This window comes from Mesorhizobium sp. M0136 (assembly GCF_040322515.1).
Taxonomy (GTDB): domain Bacteria; phylum Pseudomonadota; class Alphaproteobacteria; order Rhizobiales; family Rhizobiaceae; genus Mesorhizobium.
On sequence record NZ_JAMYTP010000015.1, the window covers coordinates 95,883 to 111,261 of the forward strand.

A 15,379-nucleotide genomic window follows, 5' to 3' on the forward strand; every position below is an offset into this window, starting at 1 on the left:
TCAATTGACGGTGCCACGCCTATCGATAGGTATCGCCTATCCTCGCAGGAAGGGACATGGGCGATGGCAAGATATCAGGGCGGGTGTTTGTGCGGTGCGGTGCGCTACCATGTCGAGGCGACACCGATCAATGAGCGCGTCTGCCATTGCCGGCTCTGCCAGAAGGCACTGGGTGCCGCCTTCAACGCGCGCGTGCTGTTCCGCATCGACGATGTGACGGTCGACGGTCCGCTGGCGACGGTGAATTCCTCGCCCGATCTCAAGCGTGGCTTTTGCCCGCGTTGCGGCACGACGATGTTTTCCCGGCGCGATTCCGCCGGCATCATCGGCATCACGACCGGCTCGCTCGATGATCCTTCGGTGTTCAGGCCTGAGATGCATATCTGGACCGCCTCGAAGCAGCCCTGGGTCCAGATCGACGACGGCCTGCCGCAATATGAAGGCGCGCCACCTCCGGCTTGAGGTGAAGTCTGGATAAAATTTAATCCAAAGCGACACGAGATAGCCGGCAAAGCGTCATTGGCGGGCCATCATTGCTGCCTATCTATTGCGTGCGGGCGGCAGTCGAGGAGGCGACGGAATGAACGACAGCATCAACACCCTGGACGAGCTCTTGAGTGATCCGATGATCAAGCTGGTGATGGAGCGCGACCGCGTGCAGCCGGCAGAACTTCGCACGCTGCTCGAGGAAAAGGTCCGCCGGGCGGACGATGATGTGGCGGTCAACGATCGTTTTGTACCGCCGGCCCACCTTATGGCCACGACCTGCCACAAGCTGTGGCTGTGCGGCTAGGGTCTTGAAGCGGTCAGCCGGAATTTGCCGGCAAATAGCTGTAATGGCTGCGGAAATAAGCGAGCCTGAAGCCGAGGCGCGCATAGTTGCGATACGCCGGCCCGTCGCGTTCGGACTGCGGCGCCTCGATGTCGGCCACGAACAGTTTTGCACCGGCCGCAAGTCCGTCGCGCACCATCGCCTCGCCGAGCATTGCATCGAGGTCGAAGCTCGGCGCCATGATGCCGGGAACCGGCGCGTCGATGCCGCTCCAGGCCATGCCGTCGGCACCGATGAACATCGAGCGCACCGCCGCCACCGCGCCGTCCCGCCGCAGCATGTAATGATGCCAGCCGCGTCGGCCGGCCAGCGCCCGCAACCACGGTGAGGTCGGCAACCGATATTGGCTGTCGATGAACCCAGCCCATTCCCTTGCCGTTGCCGACGTTACCCGCTCGACCGAGACACCCTTCGACGGGAAAAGCGGCTCCGTTGGCAATGGCGTGGCATCGCGAAAGATGCGTTCCCAGCCGCCCTGACGCTGCAGGCCGCGTGCCTCGAGCCAGCAGCTGAGCGTCGCGGGCTCGGTATGCGGATTGGTGTAGAACCAGGGCCGCAGAATACCGGCCTCGCGATAATGCGCCAGAAGTGCGTCGAGCCGGCTCTCGGTGGCAGCGCTATCGACACCGAGATTCTTGACGCAGTTGAAATGGATGAACGGGATCGTCGTGCAGGTGGTCCAGACGAGATCGCCATCTTCGGCGATGGCAAGGCCTTGCCTTGCGGCAAAGTCTGCCGGGGCGGCGCGATAGAGATCGAGCCAGGCATTGACCTCGGCGCGTTCGATAACGCGGCTGAGATCGCCAGATATCTCGTCGATCCCGATGGCGGGCGAGCGTGGCTCGGGTGGGGCTACGGGCTGAAATTCTGACAGGGCGGCGGGCTGCATGACTTCCTCCCAAGTATGGCCTTACACCGTAAGATTAGTGGAGACTAATCTCATGTCGTGAGTTGTCAAGCGGGATTGCGAGGCAGCCATGTGGCCGAACGTTGGGGGAAAGCGCACCCCGTCCGGGCGAACGTGCCGATGCAAACCCCTAACAATTCGATTCAAACTTTGTTGGTAGTTTCTTGTTAGGAATCCAGCTTGGTTTGTCCGGCGGCGTTGTCCTGCCTTCGGTCTGTTGTGTTTTGCGTACAGGTCCAGATGCGTATATCCGGCGTCGTCATCTTTTCGATCGCAGCGCTGTGCCTTGCCGGCTGTACGTCGACCTCCGGCGTCGATGCGCTGCAAGTGCCGTCCAGCGAGACCACCAGCTCGGTTGTGCGGCCACCCGCGCCGGTGGCGTCCGTGGCGAAAACTGATGCTGCGCCCGCTTTTGCCGAACAGGAGCAGGACGAACAGCCGGTCGCGATGGACGTACCCGATCAGGACGTCGAACCGCCGGCCGAGGTCATCGCGCTGATGTCGCCGCCGAAGCGGCTGACACGCGCAGCACCGGCGATGCTTGCCGAGCCGGTCACGCGCTATGGTTTTCGCGACGCCAAGCCGATCAATTTCGGTAAGTCCTCGTCGCCGAGGCGCCTTGCCGTCCATGGCGTCGACGTTTCACGCTGGCAGGGCAATGTGAACTGGCAAAAGCTGCGCGCCCAGGGCGCCAACTTCGCCTACATCAAGGCGACCGACGGCGGCGATCATCTCGACCCGATGTTTACTAGGAACTGGCGCAATGCCGACGCTGCCGGCCTGAAGCGCGGCGCCTATCACTTCTTCTACTGGTGCCGCACCGCCGGCGAGCAGGCCGACTGGTTCATCCGCAACGTGCCGAGGGTCGAGGGCGCGCTGCCGCCGGTGATCGACGTCGAGTGGAACGGCGAATCCAGCTGCAAGCGCCGCCCGTCGCGGCAAAAGGTGCTGGAAAAGATGCAGGTGTTCATGGACAAGCTCGAGCGCTACTACGGCCAGCGCCCGATCATCTACACCGCGCCCGACTTCTACCGCGACAATCTGCGCGGCGCCTTCCCCGATTATCCGTTCTGGCTGCGCGCCGTGGCGGCGCATCCGTCAAAGGTCTATCCCGATCGCAAATGGCTGTTCTGGCAATATTCCGGCTCCGGCCTGTCGCACGGGGTAAGGGGCCGCATCGACCTCAACGTGTTCCATGGCGATGAGCGGGCATGGCGCGACTGGGTTGGCGGCCGGCAGATGGTAGCGGAGGCGGAGTAGCGGCAGCTCTTGCCTTCTCCCCTTGTGGGAGAAGGCGGATCGGCGCGCAGCGCCGAGCCGGATGAGGGGTGTTGGACGGAGTGCCGCCGTGCCAAGCTGGAGCACCCCTCATCCGACCGAGCTTCGCTCGGCCACCTTCTCCCACAAGGGGAGAAGGGGAGGCGCAGCTTTTACGCCTCAATATATTCCGCATATTCCGCCAGGCTGACACCTTTGGGCACATCCAGTCCATCGGCGCGCGAGGCCTTCGATGTGAAAGCGTATTGCGTCGCGAATTTCGGTTTTTCCACCTCGAGCACCGATCGCAATGCAGCCGGGTAGGTCCGGCAGCTAAGCGGAAAAATTGTTTCCGGCTTTTCGATGACTGCCACGTAACGCATTGCGCGACCTCTTCGGTTGGAAATGTCATTATGGCTAGCGGCCGATCATCTACACCGACGTAGTTGAACAGCAGCTCCTCCTGAGATCTTTCCTGCTCTAATGAGCACATCGTCACGGATATTGAGGACGGCTTCGAGTCAACGCTGAGTGCGGGGCGCGGTTCGGTGGGCGAGAGCGTCTACTCCCGCATGCCAGCCTCTTCACCACCAAATCCTCGCTGCGGTCCACTGAGAGCACAGGCTGACCCATCCTCAGGTGTAGCTCGATAGCCGACACGCTTCCCCATAGGGTCCCCGACGTGGCTTGTGACCCACACGTCTCGATCACGCAAAACAGGAGCGCATCATGTCCCAGGCAGAAACAAAAACCCGCACGACTGGTCAGCAGGAGACAAACATGAGCTTGGACAACATTTCACACCCCTCGATCCAGCACTGCGCCGACAGCCTGAACGCCAAGCACAGCAACGGTAGACCGGAGCCCGAATTGGTTCCGTCGCGCTACGCGCTGCAGGTCGGCGACATCGACGTGCTGGTGGTCAGCGATGGAGTGCTGCCGATACCAGCGCCGGTTATGGCATATAACGTCGACCCGGCCCTCCGGGCGGCCTGGCTGGACGACATGTTCCTGCCGCCGGACGTGCTCGAGTGGCCGCTGAACGTGGTCGTCGTACGCAGCGGCGACCGGACCATACTCGTGGACGCCGGGCTGGGGATGGACCCGGACTTGCACTTGCCGAGGGCCGGGCGGTTGGTCTCGCGACTGGAGGCCGCCGGCATCGATCTCGCATCCGTCACCGACGTGGTGCTGACCCATATGCACATGGACCACATTGGCGGGCTCCTCATCGACGGGGTGAAGGACCGGCTGCGTCCGGATCTGCGGATTCACGTGGCGGCCGCCGAGCTCAAGTTCTGGGAGTCGCCCGATTTCTCCCGCGTCTCCATGCCAACGGGGTTCCCGGATGCGCTGCGGCGGGCGGCCAAGCGGTTCGTGAACGACTACCACAGCCAGTTGCGGCCGTTTGAGACGGAGCATGAGGTGGCGCCGGGGGTGGTCGTCACGCTCACCGGCGGCCACACCCCCGGGCACAGCGTGGTCCGCCTAGCGTCCGGCGGCGATCGGCTGACCTTCGCCGGCGACGCCGTGTTCCAGGTCGGGTTCGACCAACCCGACTGGCACAACGGCTTCGAACACGACCCCGAGGAGGCGGCCCGCGTCCGGATCAATCTTTTGCGGGAGCTGGCGGCGACCCGCGAGCCGCTGGTGGCCACTCACCTGCCGTTCCCGTCTATCTGCCATGTGGCGGTGGACGGCGATGTCTTTCGTTGCGTGCCGGCTGTCTGGGACTACTGACCCGCGTATTGGGTTAGGGCCGAGCACAGCGTTTGAACGACCGCACGAGCAACGTCGCGAGCTTTGGCCGTTAGAGGTGGGTTGCCGTCAACCCACCTCCAAGCGATGAACTTGCCTATCAGCTATCTCAGCTACATCCGCTCGTAGCCCCGCAAGTATCGCACTTCTCGCAAGTCCCGTTCCGCACCATCGTGAAGTTATGGCATTCCGAGCATTCGTTGCCGGTGTAGCCCTGCATCAATGATTGCTGGCGTCGGTTGGCGGCGAGCGCTTTGGCTTCGGCTGCTTCTTTCGCGGCCTCGTCGGTGAACAGCTCCGTCGGGTCGGAGGCTTCCGCGTAGACGATGTCCTCGACCAGTTCCCTGGCGCGCTCCTCGTAGTCGCGCTTGTAGGCGATGGCCTCGTCACTGGCCGGCTTCAGCGTCAGCACGTTGGAGCCGGAGAAGGCAGTCGGGGCGGTACGGACTGGAGTTCCGGAGCCCGCAAAGCCCTTGGGCTCGGCACTCATGCCCGACACCAGCTTGACCGGCGAGGCGCCGCGGGTCAGCCCCTTGGAGAAGGGCGTCGCCTTGCCTTCGTTGATGCCGCGTCCGAGTGCGGTCTTGTCGAAATCCGACTGGTCGACATGGGCGAGGTCGTGGCGGCCGAGATAGGAGACGGCGAGTTCGCGGAACACATAGTCGAGGATCGACGTGGCGTTCTTGATGGCGTCATTGCCTTGCACCATGCCGGCCGGCTCGAATTTGGTAAAGGTGAAGGCTTCGACGAATTCCTCAAGCGGCACGCCATATTGCAGGCCGAGCGAGATGGCGATGGCGAAGTTGTTCATCATCGCCCGGAAGGCGGCACCTTCCTTGTGCATGTCGATGAAGATCTCGCCGAGGCGGCCGTCATCGAATTCGCCGGTCCTGAGATAGACCTTGTGGCCGCCGACGACCGCCTTCTGGGTATAGCCCTTGCGGCGGTTCGGCAGTTTCTCGCGGTCACGGTAGAGACGCTCGACGACGCGCTCGACGATCTTCTCGGTCACCTGCACGGCGCGCTGCGCGGCCGGTGCTGCGATCAGCTGCTCGACCGCTTCGTCCTCGTCGTCTTCGACGTCGGCAAGCAGCGAGGCGTTGAGCGGCTGCGACAGCTTCGAGCCGTCGCGATAGAGCGCGTTGGCCTTCAGCGCCAGCTTCCACGACAGCATGTAGGCGCCCTTGGCGTCTTCCACCGTCGCGTCGTTCGGCATGTTGATGGTCTTGGAAATGGCGCCGGAAATGAAGGGCTGTGCCGCCGCCATCATCATGATGTGGCTGTTGATCGACAGCGAGCGCTTGCCGATCTTGCCGCACGGGCTGGCGCAGTCGAACACCGGCAGGTGTTCGGCCTTCAGGAACGGCGCGCCTTCCAGCGTCATCGCTCCGCAGACATGGATGTTGGCGGCCTCGATGTCCTTCTTCGAGAAACCCAGCGCCGGCAGCATCTCGAATGAGAAATCATTGAGTTGCTCGTCGGTGAAGCCGAACGTCTCCTTCACCCAGTCGGCGCCCAGCGTCCACTGATTGAAGACGAACTTGATGTCGAAGGCCGACTTCAATGCCGCATTGAGTGCGGCGATCTTTTCGTCGGTAAAGCCTTTCGCCTTGAGCGAGCCGGGGTTGATGTCCGGCGCCTGGTTGAGATTGCCGTGGCCGACGGCATAGGCCTCGATCTCGGCGATCTGGGCCTCGGAATAGCCGAGCGTGCGCAGCGCTTCCGGCACGGCGCGGTTGATGATCTTGAAATAGCCGCCGCCGGCGAGCTTCTTGAATTTCACCAGCGCGAAGTCAGGCTCGATGCCCGTGGTGTCGCAATCCATCACCAGGCCGATCGTGCCGGTCGGTGCGATCACCGTTGCCTGCGCGTTGCGGTAGCCATGCTCCTCGCCAAGCTCGATGGCGCGGTCCCAGGCGGCCTTGGCATGGTCGGCAAGCTCCTGCTGCTTGAGATCCGAGGCGACCAGCGGCACCGGGTTGACGGCAAGCTTCTCGTAGCCGTCCCTTTCGCCGTAGGCCGCGCGGCGGTGGTTGCCCATGACACGCAGCATGTTCTGCGCATTGCGGTCGTAGTCGGGGAAGGCGCCGAGCTCGGCGGCCATTTCAGCCGAAGTGGCATAGGCGGTGCCGGTCATGATCGCGGTGAGGGCGGCGCAAATGGCGCGGCCCTCGTCGGAATCGTAAGGAATGCCCGAGGTCATCAGCAGGCCGCCGATATTGGCGTAGCCGAGGCCGAGCGTACGGTACTCGTAGGAAAGCTTGGCGATCTCCTTCGACGGGAACTGCGCCATCATGACGGAGATTTCAAGCACCATGGTCCACAGCCGCACCGTGTGCTCGTAGGCAGCGATGTCGATGGTGCCGTCGGCGTTGCGATAGGGCAGTAGGTTGATCGAGGCCAGATTGCAGGCGGTGTCGTCGAGGAACATGTATTCCGAGCACGGGTTGGACGCCCGGATCGCACCGGCCGAGGCGCAGGTGTGCCAGTCGTTCATCGTCGTGTTGAAATGCAGGCCCGGATCGGCCGACGCCCAGGCGGCATAGCCGATCTTTTCCCAGAGATCGCGCGCCTTCAGCGTCTTCAGCACCTTGCCGTCCTTGCGGGCGGTGAGATGCCAGTCGCCGTCCTGCTCGACGGCGCGCAGGAAATCGTCCTTCAGCGACACCGAATTGTTGGAATTCTGGCCGGAAACGGTGAGATAGGCATCCGAATCCCAGTCGGTGTCGTAGGTCTTGAACGACATCGAGGTGTAGCCCTGCTTGGCAAACTGGATGACGCGATAGATGTAGTTCTCCGGCACCGCGTCCTTCTTGGCCGCCTTGATCTCGCGCTTCAGCGCGGTGTTGACCGCCGGATCGAAGCAATCGTCGCCATTGCCTTCGCAGTTGATGCAGGCCTTCATGATCGCTTCGAGATGCTTCTTGACGATCTTCGAGCCGGTGACCAGCGAGGCGACCTTCTGCTCCTCGTTGACCTTCCAGTCGATGAACTCCTCGATATCGGGGTGGTCGGCGTCGACGATGACCATTTTCGCGGCGCGGCGCGTCGTGCCGCCCGACTTGATGGCGCCCGCCGCGCGGTCGCCGATCTTGAGGAAGCTCATCAGCCCCGACGAGCGGCCGCCGCCCGACAGCTTTTCGCCTTCGCCGCGCAGGAACGAGAAGTTCGAGCCGGTGCCGGAGCCATATTTGAACAGGCGCGCCTCACGCACCCACAAATCCATGATGCCGCCCTCGTTGACGAGGTCGTCCTGCACGCCCTGAATGAAGCAGGCATGCGGTTGCGGATGCTCGTAGGAAGACTTCGACTTGGTCAGCTTGCCGGTGAATGGGTCGACATAGAAATGGCCCTGGCTCGGACCGTCGATGCCATAGGCCCAGTGCAGGCCGGTGTTGAACCATTGCGGCGAATTCGGCGCGACGCGCTGGGTGGCCAGCATATAGGCGAGCTCGTCGCGGAAGGCGCGCGCGTCTTCCTCCGACTTGAAGTAGCCGCCCTTCCAGCCCCAATAGGTCCAGGTGCCGGCAAGCCGGTCGAAGACCTGGCGGGCGTCGGTCTCGGAACCGTAGCGCTCGGCTTCCGGCAGCTTGGCCAGTTCAGCCTCGTCGGCGACGGAGCGCCACAGGAAGGAGGGAACTTGCGTCTCTTCGACCTTCTTCAGCCGTGCGGGCACGCCGGCTTTGCGGAAATATTTCTGCGCCAGGATATCGGCGGCAACCTGGGAGAACTGCGCCGGCACGTCGATGTTGTCCAAGCGGAACACCACCGAGCCATCCGGATTCTTGATCTCGGAAAGCGCCTTGCGGAATTCGATCTCCGCGTAGGCTGATTGCCCTGGCTTGGTGAAACGACGCTCGATGCGCATTGGTCCGGTCCCTTTTGTCTACATATAGCGCTTTTCCCAGAGGATTTCTGCCCTCTTGACGAAACACGCATGGCCGCCGTCTGCCGGCGTTCGAAAACCCCGGCTCTCATCGTCACAGTCTCCGCCGCCCTGCCGGTCGGACCTCTTGCGAGGCCGCTGTCCGACGCGCTCACGGACCCTGTGGGTCCCTCAAAACTGAAAACTTTTTGTAACACCCTCGGTCGAGGGAAATTCACATTATCTAGCGTCGAACCTATCTGCAAACACTAAATATAGTATTAACAGACAATTTATTCAAGTCCGACAATCCTCCCCTTTCGCCCCCAAGGCTTCAAAATCCCACGCCTCCGCCGGCCTCGTAAACAGGCGGGAATGCGGATCAAAACGCACATATTCCGGGAAAAAGACCGGCCTCGAAACTTTTCCGGTCGCACTCTCAACAGGAGCGCATGGCCTATAAAAGGCGACTCGTTTTGCGCCGTCAAGGATTCGTTTGCGTAGCTTTTATGACCCCAACATCTTGTGTGTCACATATGTGGATAACGGGGATAGAAGCGGAGCGCAGCGAGGAAGGTTCGGCGCCGCGCGGAGGTGCTTCGGCGATGGCGTTCGCGGCACCTGACCGCGGCTATGCGCCGCTCGGGCTCAGGAGAACCGGCGTGGATCGGCGCAGAAATGGGCGATGATCTGGCGAAGGTCCGGTTCATGCACCATGCCCACAGCCTCGGCGGCGGTGACCCACTTGCGGGTGCGTGCCCGCTTTTCCTTCCACCGGTCGGCGACCTTGTCGACCTGCAGCGGGAACACCAGAACCTCGCACGGCACTTCCTCGCCGGAATCCAGCACCTTGGCGTAGAAATAGCGGCCGGCCTCGTGATGCGAGATCGTGCCGCGCAGCCCGGCCTCCTCGCCGGCTTCGCGCGCCGCCGCTTCGCAAAGCGGCTCCTTCGCTTCCGGCCAGCCCTTGGGAAGCACCCAGCGGCCGGTATCGCGGCTGGTGATCAGCATGATTTCGACGCCGTCCCCGCTATCGCGCCAGGGCAACGCTGCAACCTGCAGGCGGGACGGCACCGCGCCGAAGAGTCGCTGGACCCTTTCGGCCAGATGGTTGTGCGTCGTTGGCCTCGTCAACATCGGAGAAGCTTGCCCCAGCTTCCAGAATCATTTGCCGTCTCATGAATCTTACGGCTAATTATAAGCAATAAAAGTAAAAAATGTTTCATGGACCAGCGAGATTCTGCCGATTTGCGCCGGTCCCGCCCAAATGGCGCGGCCGCGCGAGCATCACGTGGGCATTTGTCGGTCGCGGATGGTGCCTTGGGCGGGCTGGTTGCAACAAGCCGCGTTGCCGCGAATCACCCGGCGTGGTCGTCGGCGATCGGCTTCTGGTAGGTGAAGCCCATGTCCCAGGGGAAATAGATCCAGGTGTCCTGGCTGACCTCGGTAACGAAAGTGTCGACCATCGGCCTGCCTTTCGGCTTGGCGTAGACGGTGGCGAAGTGCGCCTTGGGCATCATCGCGCGCACGATGCCCGCCGTCTTGCCGGTATCGGTGAGGTCGTCGATGATCAGCACGCCGGCCCCATCATCGGCGAGCAGCGCTGGTGTGATCTCCTTCAGCACCTGCAGCTGCCCCTGGCTGGTGTAGTCGTGGTAGGACGCGACGCAGACCGTCTCGATGACGCGGATGCCAAGCTCGCGCGAAATAATGGCGGCCGGAACCAGGCCGCCGCGCGTGATGCAGACGATCGCCTTCCATTGCCCCTTGTTGGCGCCGGCAAGCCGCCAGGCGAGCGCGCGCGCATCGCGGTGGAACTGGTCCCAGGAGACCGGGAAGGCTTTTTCGGGCAGGGACATCTTCGCGCACTCCGCAAAGCGCGCATCGCGCGCAGACACTATGGAATGCGCGCGGAATTAACTGGAAAGGCTTGGCTTTGGCAAGGGGAGTGGAAAGCTATCCCTGTGAAGCTACCGCGACAGGAAAGCCGCCACCGGTGCGGTGCGCAGCACCGTCCGCGTCACCCCGCCGAACAGCAGCTGGCGCAGCCAGGAATGGCTGTAGGCGCCGAGCACGAGCAGGTCCGCACCCGTTTCGGCGACCCTGGTCTGGATGATGTCGTCGACCGAGGCGCCGCCGGACCTCAGCACCGAGACGCTGACGGTCGCGCCGTGTCTGGACAGCGAGGCGGCGATTTCCGCGCCGGCCGTTTCCGGCGCCTCGTCGAGCGTATCCGGCGGGTCGATGACGACGATGTCCGTCTTCTCGGCCTCGATGATGAAGGGCAGGGCGTCGAAGGCCGCGCGCGCGGCTTCCTTGCTGCCGTTCCAGGCGAGCAGCACATGCTTGAAGCTGGTCACCAGCGGACCCGAATGCGGCACCACCAGCACCGGCCGGCCGGCGTCGTAGACCAGCGTGTCGACGTCGGCGCTCGGGTCGCTGCCCGATTCGCGCTGGGCGGCGATGATCAGGTCCGCGGTGCGAACGGTCGAGATGCCGGTCAGCGCGCTGTCGCCGGAAAAACTCTCGAGGCTGCGCCATTCGAACGACAGGCCGGAATTCTCGACGCGATTGTGAAAGGCGGCCTGCAACTTCTCGGCGCGCTCCCGGTTCATGTCGGCCGAAACCTGCAGGAACTCGGTGTCCGGAAAGCCGGTGGCCGAGGTGTAGGGCACGGGCAGCGCCTCGGCATGGATGCCGATCAGATGGCTCTGGAACCGGCTGGCCAGCGGGATCGCGCAGTCGAGCACGCGCTCGGCGTCCTGTTCGTTCTGCAGTATGGCGACGATGGTCTTGAATCGCATGGCAGTCCCTCACTCCTTACGGCGATCCCATCGTGACAAACGTCACTGCGCGATGCTTGGTTCCGTCACGCCGATCAGCCCGCCTTGTTTGCCTTGATCAAACCCGCCACCATAGCCTCTACGTCGGCGCGTGCGGAGTCCAGCGCCTGCTGGCTGCGGGCGCGCACCACCAGTTCCGTCCAGAATTTGCCGTCGCCATATTTCGGATAGGAGCCGATGATCGTGTCCGGATGCGCCTTCTGGATGTCGCCCAGCGGCCCCCCGATCAGGCCTTCGCCGAACGGACATTCCACGGTGGCCGATAGCATTTTGGTGCCGGCCCGCAACGTCGGCGCGACATTGTCGAGCATCGCCTGGAAAATCGCCGGCACGCCGGCCATGACATGGACGTTGCCGATGCGAAAGCCCGGCGCAACCGACACTGGGTTGTCGATGTGGTCTGCCCCGCGCGGCATCCGCGCCATGCGCTTGCGCGCTTCCGTGTATTCGATGCCGCGGGCGGCATAGCTTGCCTCCAGCAGGGCGTAGGCCCTGGCGTCGTATTCGCATGGCACACCAAAGGCCTTGGCAACCGAATCGGCGGTGATGTCGTCATGCGTCGGGCCGATGCCGCCGGTGGTGAAGACATAGGTGTAGCGGGTGCGCAGCGCATTCACCGCAGCGACGATCTCGTCTTCCTCGTCCGGAACGATGCGCACTTCCTTCAGATCGATGCCGATCGCCGTCATGACATCGGCGAGGTGGCCGATGTTCTTGTCCTTGGTGCGGCCGGACAGAATCTCGTCGCCGATGACGAGCATGGCGGCGGTGACGATTTCGGTCATGGCAGGCTCCGGCAAACGGGTCGCCTGAGATAGCGCGGTGGACGGCCGGCGGCAATGCCGCCAAACGACGGATCCACCTGTGCCACCTCCCTTGTAGTGGACCCTTCGGCGGGTGATGCTGCGTGCCGGTTGGAGCCTTGAGCAAGACATGCCGGTACCGATTCTTCTATGGCTGCCCGGCGCGCTGGTTCTGCTGGCGCTCGTCGTGGCAGCCTATCCTCTGCTGGCGACACGGCGGATCGCGGCGAAAGCCGAAAGGCTGGTGCCGGCCAGCGGGAAATTCATCGAGATCGACGGCGACCGCATTCATTATGTCGAGACGGGCGAGGGGCGGCCGATCGTCTTCCTGCACGGCCTCGGCGCGCAGCTTCATCATTTCCGCCACACGCTGTTCGGAATTTTCGGCCCGAACTATCGGCTGATTGCGCTCGACCGTCCGGGTTCCGGTTATTCGGTGCGGGCCAGGGGCGCCAGCGGGCGGCTGCCCGAGCAGGCCGAGATCGTGCGGCGCTTTATCGAGGCGCTGGGACTGGAAAAGCCGCTGATCGTCGGCCATTCGCTGGGCGGCGCCATCGCACTGACGCTGGCTGTCGAGCATCCTGAGGCGATTTCCGGCATCGCCTTGTTGGCGCCGCTGACCCATATGGAGCCGGACGCGCGCGAGAAGTTCGGCCCGCTATACATCAACTCGCCGCTGCGGCGCCGGATCATGGCTCATACGATGGCGATCCCGGCGGCTCTCAAATATGCAGAACGCACGTTGGCCTTCATCTTCGCGCCACAGACGGCGCCGGCCGACTATATGGTCGAGGGCGGCGGCTGGTGCGGACTGAGGCCAAGCCATTTCTACGCAACAGCGACCGATGTCGTGGCCATCGCGCATGACCTTGGCCGCATCGAGAAACGCTATGGTGAGATCACCATGCCGGCCGGCATTCTGTTTGGTGCTTCCGACCGCGTGCTGGGCATCGATATCCACGGCTGGCCGGTGATGGAAAAGATCAGCGGGCTCGATTTCGAGCCGGTCGAGGGGCTTGGCCACATGCCGCAATTCGTCGAGCCGGAACGGGTCATCGCTTTCATCGAACGCATTGCCGACCGCGCATTTGCGCCGAAGTCCGACACCGGCAGCTGACACCCTCCCGGACGCGGTATCGGCCGGCAGGGTGCCGCCCCGCGCATCCCGGCCGCCGGGAATACCTCCGAACCTAATCAGGATATCGGCTATTCCTTCACGGCTCCGGTCATCGAGGAAACATAGTGCTCGACAAAGAACGAATAGAGCACCACCACCGGCAGCGAGCCGATCAGCGCTCCCGCCATCAGCGCCCCCCATTCATAGACGTCCGAGCGCACCAGCTCGGTGAGCACGCCGACCGGCACAGTCTTGTTTTCGGACGACTGAATGAAGGTCAAGGCGTAGATGAACTCGTTCCATGACAGCGTGAATGCGAAGATGCCGGCGGAAATCAGGCCCGGCACCGACAGCGGCAGCACGATCTTGGTGAGGATCTGCCAGCGGCTCGCTCCGTCGATCAGCGCGCATTCCTCCAGCTCGAACGGGATCGAGCGGAAATAACCCATCAACAGCCATGTGCAGAACGGGATCAGGAAGGTCGGATAGGTGAGGATGAGAGCGAAGGGCGTGTCGTAAAGCCCAAGGTTGAACACCATCACCGACAGCGGAATGAACAGGATCGAAGGCGGCACGAGATAGGCGAGGAACACCGCGAGGCCGACCTGCCGCGCCCCGGAGAACCTCAAGCGTTCGATCGCATAGGCAGCGAACACCGCAGCCAGCAGCGACAGGAACGTGGCGGCGGTCGAGATGATGATCGTGTTGAGCAGCCAGCCCGGATAGGACGTCTCGAAGAGCAGGTAGCGGATATGCTCAAGTGTCGGATGCACCACCCAGAACGGATTGAAATTGGCGTAGTCGGTCATCTCGAGATTGGGCTTAACCGCCGTGATCGTCATCCAGTAGAACGGAAACAACAGCACGATGACGAATATCAGCAACGGCAGATAGACCGTCACCACGCGGCGCGGCACGCTCTGCAGGTAGCCCATGCCGCCTTCGTCGAGTTTCGGGCGTTTGCTCGTTTCGATCGCGGTCATGTCAATCTCCGCCGCCCTGCTGCCATTTGCGCCGTTGCAGGCCAAAGTAGCTGAACAGGATCGCCGCCAGCAGGAACGGGATCATGGCGACTGCGATCGCGGCGCCTTCGCCAAGCTGGCCTCCGGAAATGCCGCGCTGGAACGACAGCGTTGCCATCAGATGGGTGGCATTCACCGGCCCGCCCCGCGTCAGCACATAGATCAGCTGGAAATCGGTGAAGGTGAACAGCACCGAAAACGTCATGGTGATGGCGATGATCGGCGTCAGCAGCGGCAGCGTCACGTAGCGGAACAATTGCCAGCGGCTGGCGCCGTCGAGCGTGGCGGCCTCGTAGAGCGACTGCGGAATCGTCTGCAGGCCGGCAAGCAGCGTGATCGCCACGAAAGGAATGCCGCGCCAGACATTGGCGGCGATGACCGAAGCCCGCGCATTCTCGGGATCGCCGAGGAAATTGATGCGATGGTCGATCAGGCCCATTTCCATAAGCGCCCAGGACAGGATCGAGAACTGCGAATCGTAGATCCACCAGAAGGCGATCGCCGACAGCACCGTCGGCACCACCCAGGGGAGCAAGACGATCGCGCGGAAGAACGATTTGAACGGCAGGTTCTGGTTGAGGATAAGCGCCAGCCAGAGGCCGAGCACGAACTTCAGGATCGAGGCGCTGATCGTATAAAGCAAGGTGTTGAAAACGGAGAGCCAGAAGACGGCGTCGTCCCACAGATATTCGTAATTCTCGATGCCGATGAAGATGCCGGGGCGGCCGATGCGAGCATCGGTGAAGCCGAGCCAGACGCCGAGCCCGAGCGGATAGGTCAGGAAGACCAGCAGCAGTGCCGCCGCCGGCAGCATGAAGCCGAAGCCAAGCGCGTTTCGGCTATCGGCCAAGGTCGCCAGGATGCGAGACAAGATCGAGGGACGCGGCTGAACGGCGGCGGAGGTCACGGCCATGGGTCGGCTCCTCTAAGGTTTCGTAAACGGCCGGGCGGCCATGCGCGATTCGAAGCCGGGCA

At 62.9% G+C, this 15,379-nt stretch carries 14 protein-coding genes; 5 read left to right on the forward strand and 9 right to left on the reverse strand.

The window, feature by feature from the left end:
- Window positions 1–63: 63 nt before the first annotated feature.
- Both NKJ35_RS19205 and NKJ35_RS19210 read left to right on the forward strand, forming a co-directional pair.
- Window positions 64–462, forward strand: coding sequence for a GFA family protein (locus NKJ35_RS19205; RefSeq protein ID WP_352477392.1), 399 nt, complete (start codon window positions 64–66; stop codon window positions 460–462).
- 118 nt (window positions 463–580) lie between these two features.
- Window positions 581–793, forward strand: coding sequence for a hypothetical protein (locus NKJ35_RS19210; protein WP_023717422.1), 213 nt, complete (start codon window positions 581–583; stop codon window positions 791–793).
- A gap of 13 nt (window positions 794–806) precedes the next feature.
- Here the strand turns inward: NKJ35_RS19210 and NKJ35_RS19215 are convergent, their stop codons facing one another.
- Entirely contained in the window at window positions 807–1,721 is a 915-nt protein-coding gene (locus NKJ35_RS19215; protein WP_352649193.1) for a hypothetical protein, read from the reverse strand.
- 258 nt (window positions 1,722–1,979) lie between these two features.
- Here NKJ35_RS19215 and NKJ35_RS19220 point away from each other — a divergent pair, with 258 nt between their 5' ends.
- Window positions 1,980–2,999: a GH25 family lysozyme gene (locus tag NKJ35_RS19220; RefSeq protein ID WP_352649194.1), complete on the forward strand. Its 1,020-nt coding sequence runs from the start codon at window positions 1,980–1,982 to the stop codon at window positions 2,997–2,999.
- Window positions 3,000–3,169: 170 nt separating this feature from the next.
- Here NKJ35_RS19220 and NKJ35_RS19225 read toward each other — a convergent pair whose 3' ends face one another.
- Window positions 3,170–3,370 carry a type II toxin-antitoxin system HicB family antitoxin gene (locus NKJ35_RS19225; protein WP_352477395.1) on the reverse strand — a complete coding sequence of 67 codons (201 nt, stop codon included), beginning with the start codon at window positions 3,368–3,370 and terminating at the stop codon, window positions 3,170–3,172.
- A gap of 355 nt (window positions 3,371–3,725) precedes the next feature.
- Here NKJ35_RS19225 and NKJ35_RS19230 point away from each other — a divergent pair, with 355 nt between their 5' ends.
- The gene (locus NKJ35_RS19230) at window positions 3,726–4,736 is read left to right on the forward strand and encodes an MBL fold metallo-hydrolase (RefSeq protein WP_254817680.1); all 1,011 of its coding nucleotides are present in this window, start codon (window positions 3,726–3,728) and stop codon (window positions 4,734–4,736) included.
- A gap of 127 nt (window positions 4,737–4,863) precedes the next feature.
- On the opposite strand, the gene NKJ35_RS19235 is transcribed toward NKJ35_RS19230, so the two are convergent.
- The 5 genes from NKJ35_RS19235 to NKJ35_RS19255 all read right to left on the reverse strand — a co-directional run bounded on the left by NKJ35_RS19235 (window position 4,864) and on the right by NKJ35_RS19255 (window position 12,247).
- The gene (locus tag NKJ35_RS19235) at window positions 4,864–8,622 is read right to left on the reverse strand and encodes a vitamin B12-dependent ribonucleotide reductase (RefSeq protein WP_352649195.1); all 3,759 of its coding nucleotides are present in this window, start codon (window positions 8,620–8,622) and stop codon (window positions 4,864–4,866) included.
- A 645-nt stretch (window positions 8,623–9,267) separates the two neighbouring features.
- Window positions 9,268–9,756, reverse strand: a complete 489-nt coding sequence (locus NKJ35_RS19240; protein ID WP_352649196.1) for an NUDIX hydrolase — start codon at window positions 9,754–9,756, stop codon at window positions 9,268–9,270.
- A 221-nt stretch (window positions 9,757–9,977) separates the two neighbouring features.
- Window positions 9,978–10,478, reverse strand: a complete 501-nt coding sequence (gpt, locus tag NKJ35_RS19245; RefSeq protein WP_352649197.1) for a xanthine phosphoribosyltransferase — start codon at window positions 10,476–10,478, stop codon at window positions 9,978–9,980.
- A 111-nt stretch (window positions 10,479–10,589) separates the two neighbouring features.
- Window positions 10,590–11,423: a universal stress protein gene (locus NKJ35_RS19250; RefSeq protein WP_352477397.1), complete on the reverse strand. Its 834-nt coding sequence runs from the start codon at window positions 11,421–11,423 to the stop codon at window positions 10,590–10,592.
- A 74-nt stretch (window positions 11,424–11,497) separates the two neighbouring features.
- Window positions 11,498–12,247, reverse strand: coding sequence for a competence/damage-inducible protein A (locus NKJ35_RS19255; RefSeq protein WP_352649198.1), 750 nt, complete (start codon window positions 12,245–12,247; stop codon window positions 11,498–11,500).
- Between the two features lie 148 nt (window positions 12,248–12,395).
- Between NKJ35_RS19255 and NKJ35_RS19260 the strand changes: the two genes are divergently transcribed.
- A complete protein-coding gene (locus tag NKJ35_RS19260) occupies window positions 12,396–13,382 on the forward strand; it encodes an alpha/beta fold hydrolase (protein WP_352649199.1) in 987 nt (328 codons plus the stop codon).
- A gap of 89 nt (window positions 13,383–13,471) precedes the next feature.
- On the opposite strand, the gene NKJ35_RS19265 is transcribed toward NKJ35_RS19260, so the two are convergent.
- Together NKJ35_RS19265 and NKJ35_RS19270 are read right to left on the reverse strand one after the other, a co-directional pair.
- Window positions 13,472–14,365, reverse strand: coding sequence for a carbohydrate ABC transporter permease (locus tag NKJ35_RS19265; protein WP_352477400.1), 894 nt, complete (start codon window positions 14,363–14,365; stop codon window positions 13,472–13,474).
- Window position 14,366: 1 nt separating this feature from the next.
- Entirely contained in the window at window positions 14,367–15,317 is a 951-nt protein-coding gene (locus NKJ35_RS19270) for a carbohydrate ABC transporter permease (protein ID WP_254817687.1), read from the reverse strand.
- Between the last annotated feature and the right edge of the window lie 62 nt (window positions 15,318–15,379).

Excerpts from the sequence above, each read along its gene's own strand:
- NKJ35_RS19250 (WP_352477397.1), bottom strand. The coding sequence starts at position 11,423 with ATGCGATTCAAGACCATCGTCGCCATACTGCAGAACGAACAGGACGCC.
- NKJ35_RS19255 (WP_352649198.1), bottom strand. The coding sequence starts at position 12,247 with ATGACCGAAATCGTCACCGCCGCCATGCTCGTCATCGGCGACGAGATT.
- NKJ35_RS19215 (WP_352649193.1), bottom strand. The coding sequence starts at position 1,721 with ATGCAGCCCGCCGCCCTGTCAGAATTTCAGCCCGTAGCCCCACCCGAG.
- NKJ35_RS19220 (WP_352649194.1), top strand. The coding sequence starts at position 1,980 with ATGCGTATATCCGGCGTCGTCATCTTTTCGATCGCAGCGCTGTGCCTT.
- NKJ35_RS19270 (WP_254817687.1), bottom strand. The coding sequence starts at position 15,317 with ATGGCCGTGACCTCCGCCGCCGTTCAGCCGCGTCCCTCGATCTTGTCT.
- NKJ35_RS19260 (WP_352649199.1), top strand. The coding sequence starts at position 12,396 with ATGCCGGTACCGATTCTTCTATGGCTGCCCGGCGCGCTGGTTCTGCTG.
- NKJ35_RS19230 (WP_254817680.1), top strand. The coding sequence starts at position 3,726 with ATGTCCCAGGCAGAAACAAAAACCCGCACGACTGGTCAGCAGGAGACA.
- NKJ35_RS19235 (WP_352649195.1), bottom strand. The coding sequence starts at position 8,622 with ATGCGCATCGAGCGTCGTTTCACCAAGCCAGGGCAATCAGCCTACGCG.
- NKJ35_RS19265 (WP_352477400.1), bottom strand. The coding sequence starts at position 14,365 with ATGACCGCGATCGAAACGAGCAAACGCCCGAAACTCGACGAAGGCGGC.
- NKJ35_RS19240 (WP_352649196.1), bottom strand. The coding sequence starts at position 9,756 with ATGTTGACGAGGCCAACGACGCACAACCATCTGGCCGAAAGGGTCCAG.
- gpt (WP_352649197.1), bottom strand. The coding sequence starts at position 10,478 with ATGTCCCTGCCCGAAAAAGCCTTCCCGGTCTCCTGGGACCAGTTCCAC.
- NKJ35_RS19210 (WP_023717422.1), top strand. The coding sequence starts at position 581 with ATGAACGACAGCATCAACACCCTGGACGAGCTCTTGAGTGATCCGATG.
- NKJ35_RS19205 (WP_352477392.1), top strand. The coding sequence starts at position 64 with ATGGCAAGATATCAGGGCGGGTGTTTGTGCGGTGCGGTGCGCTACCAT.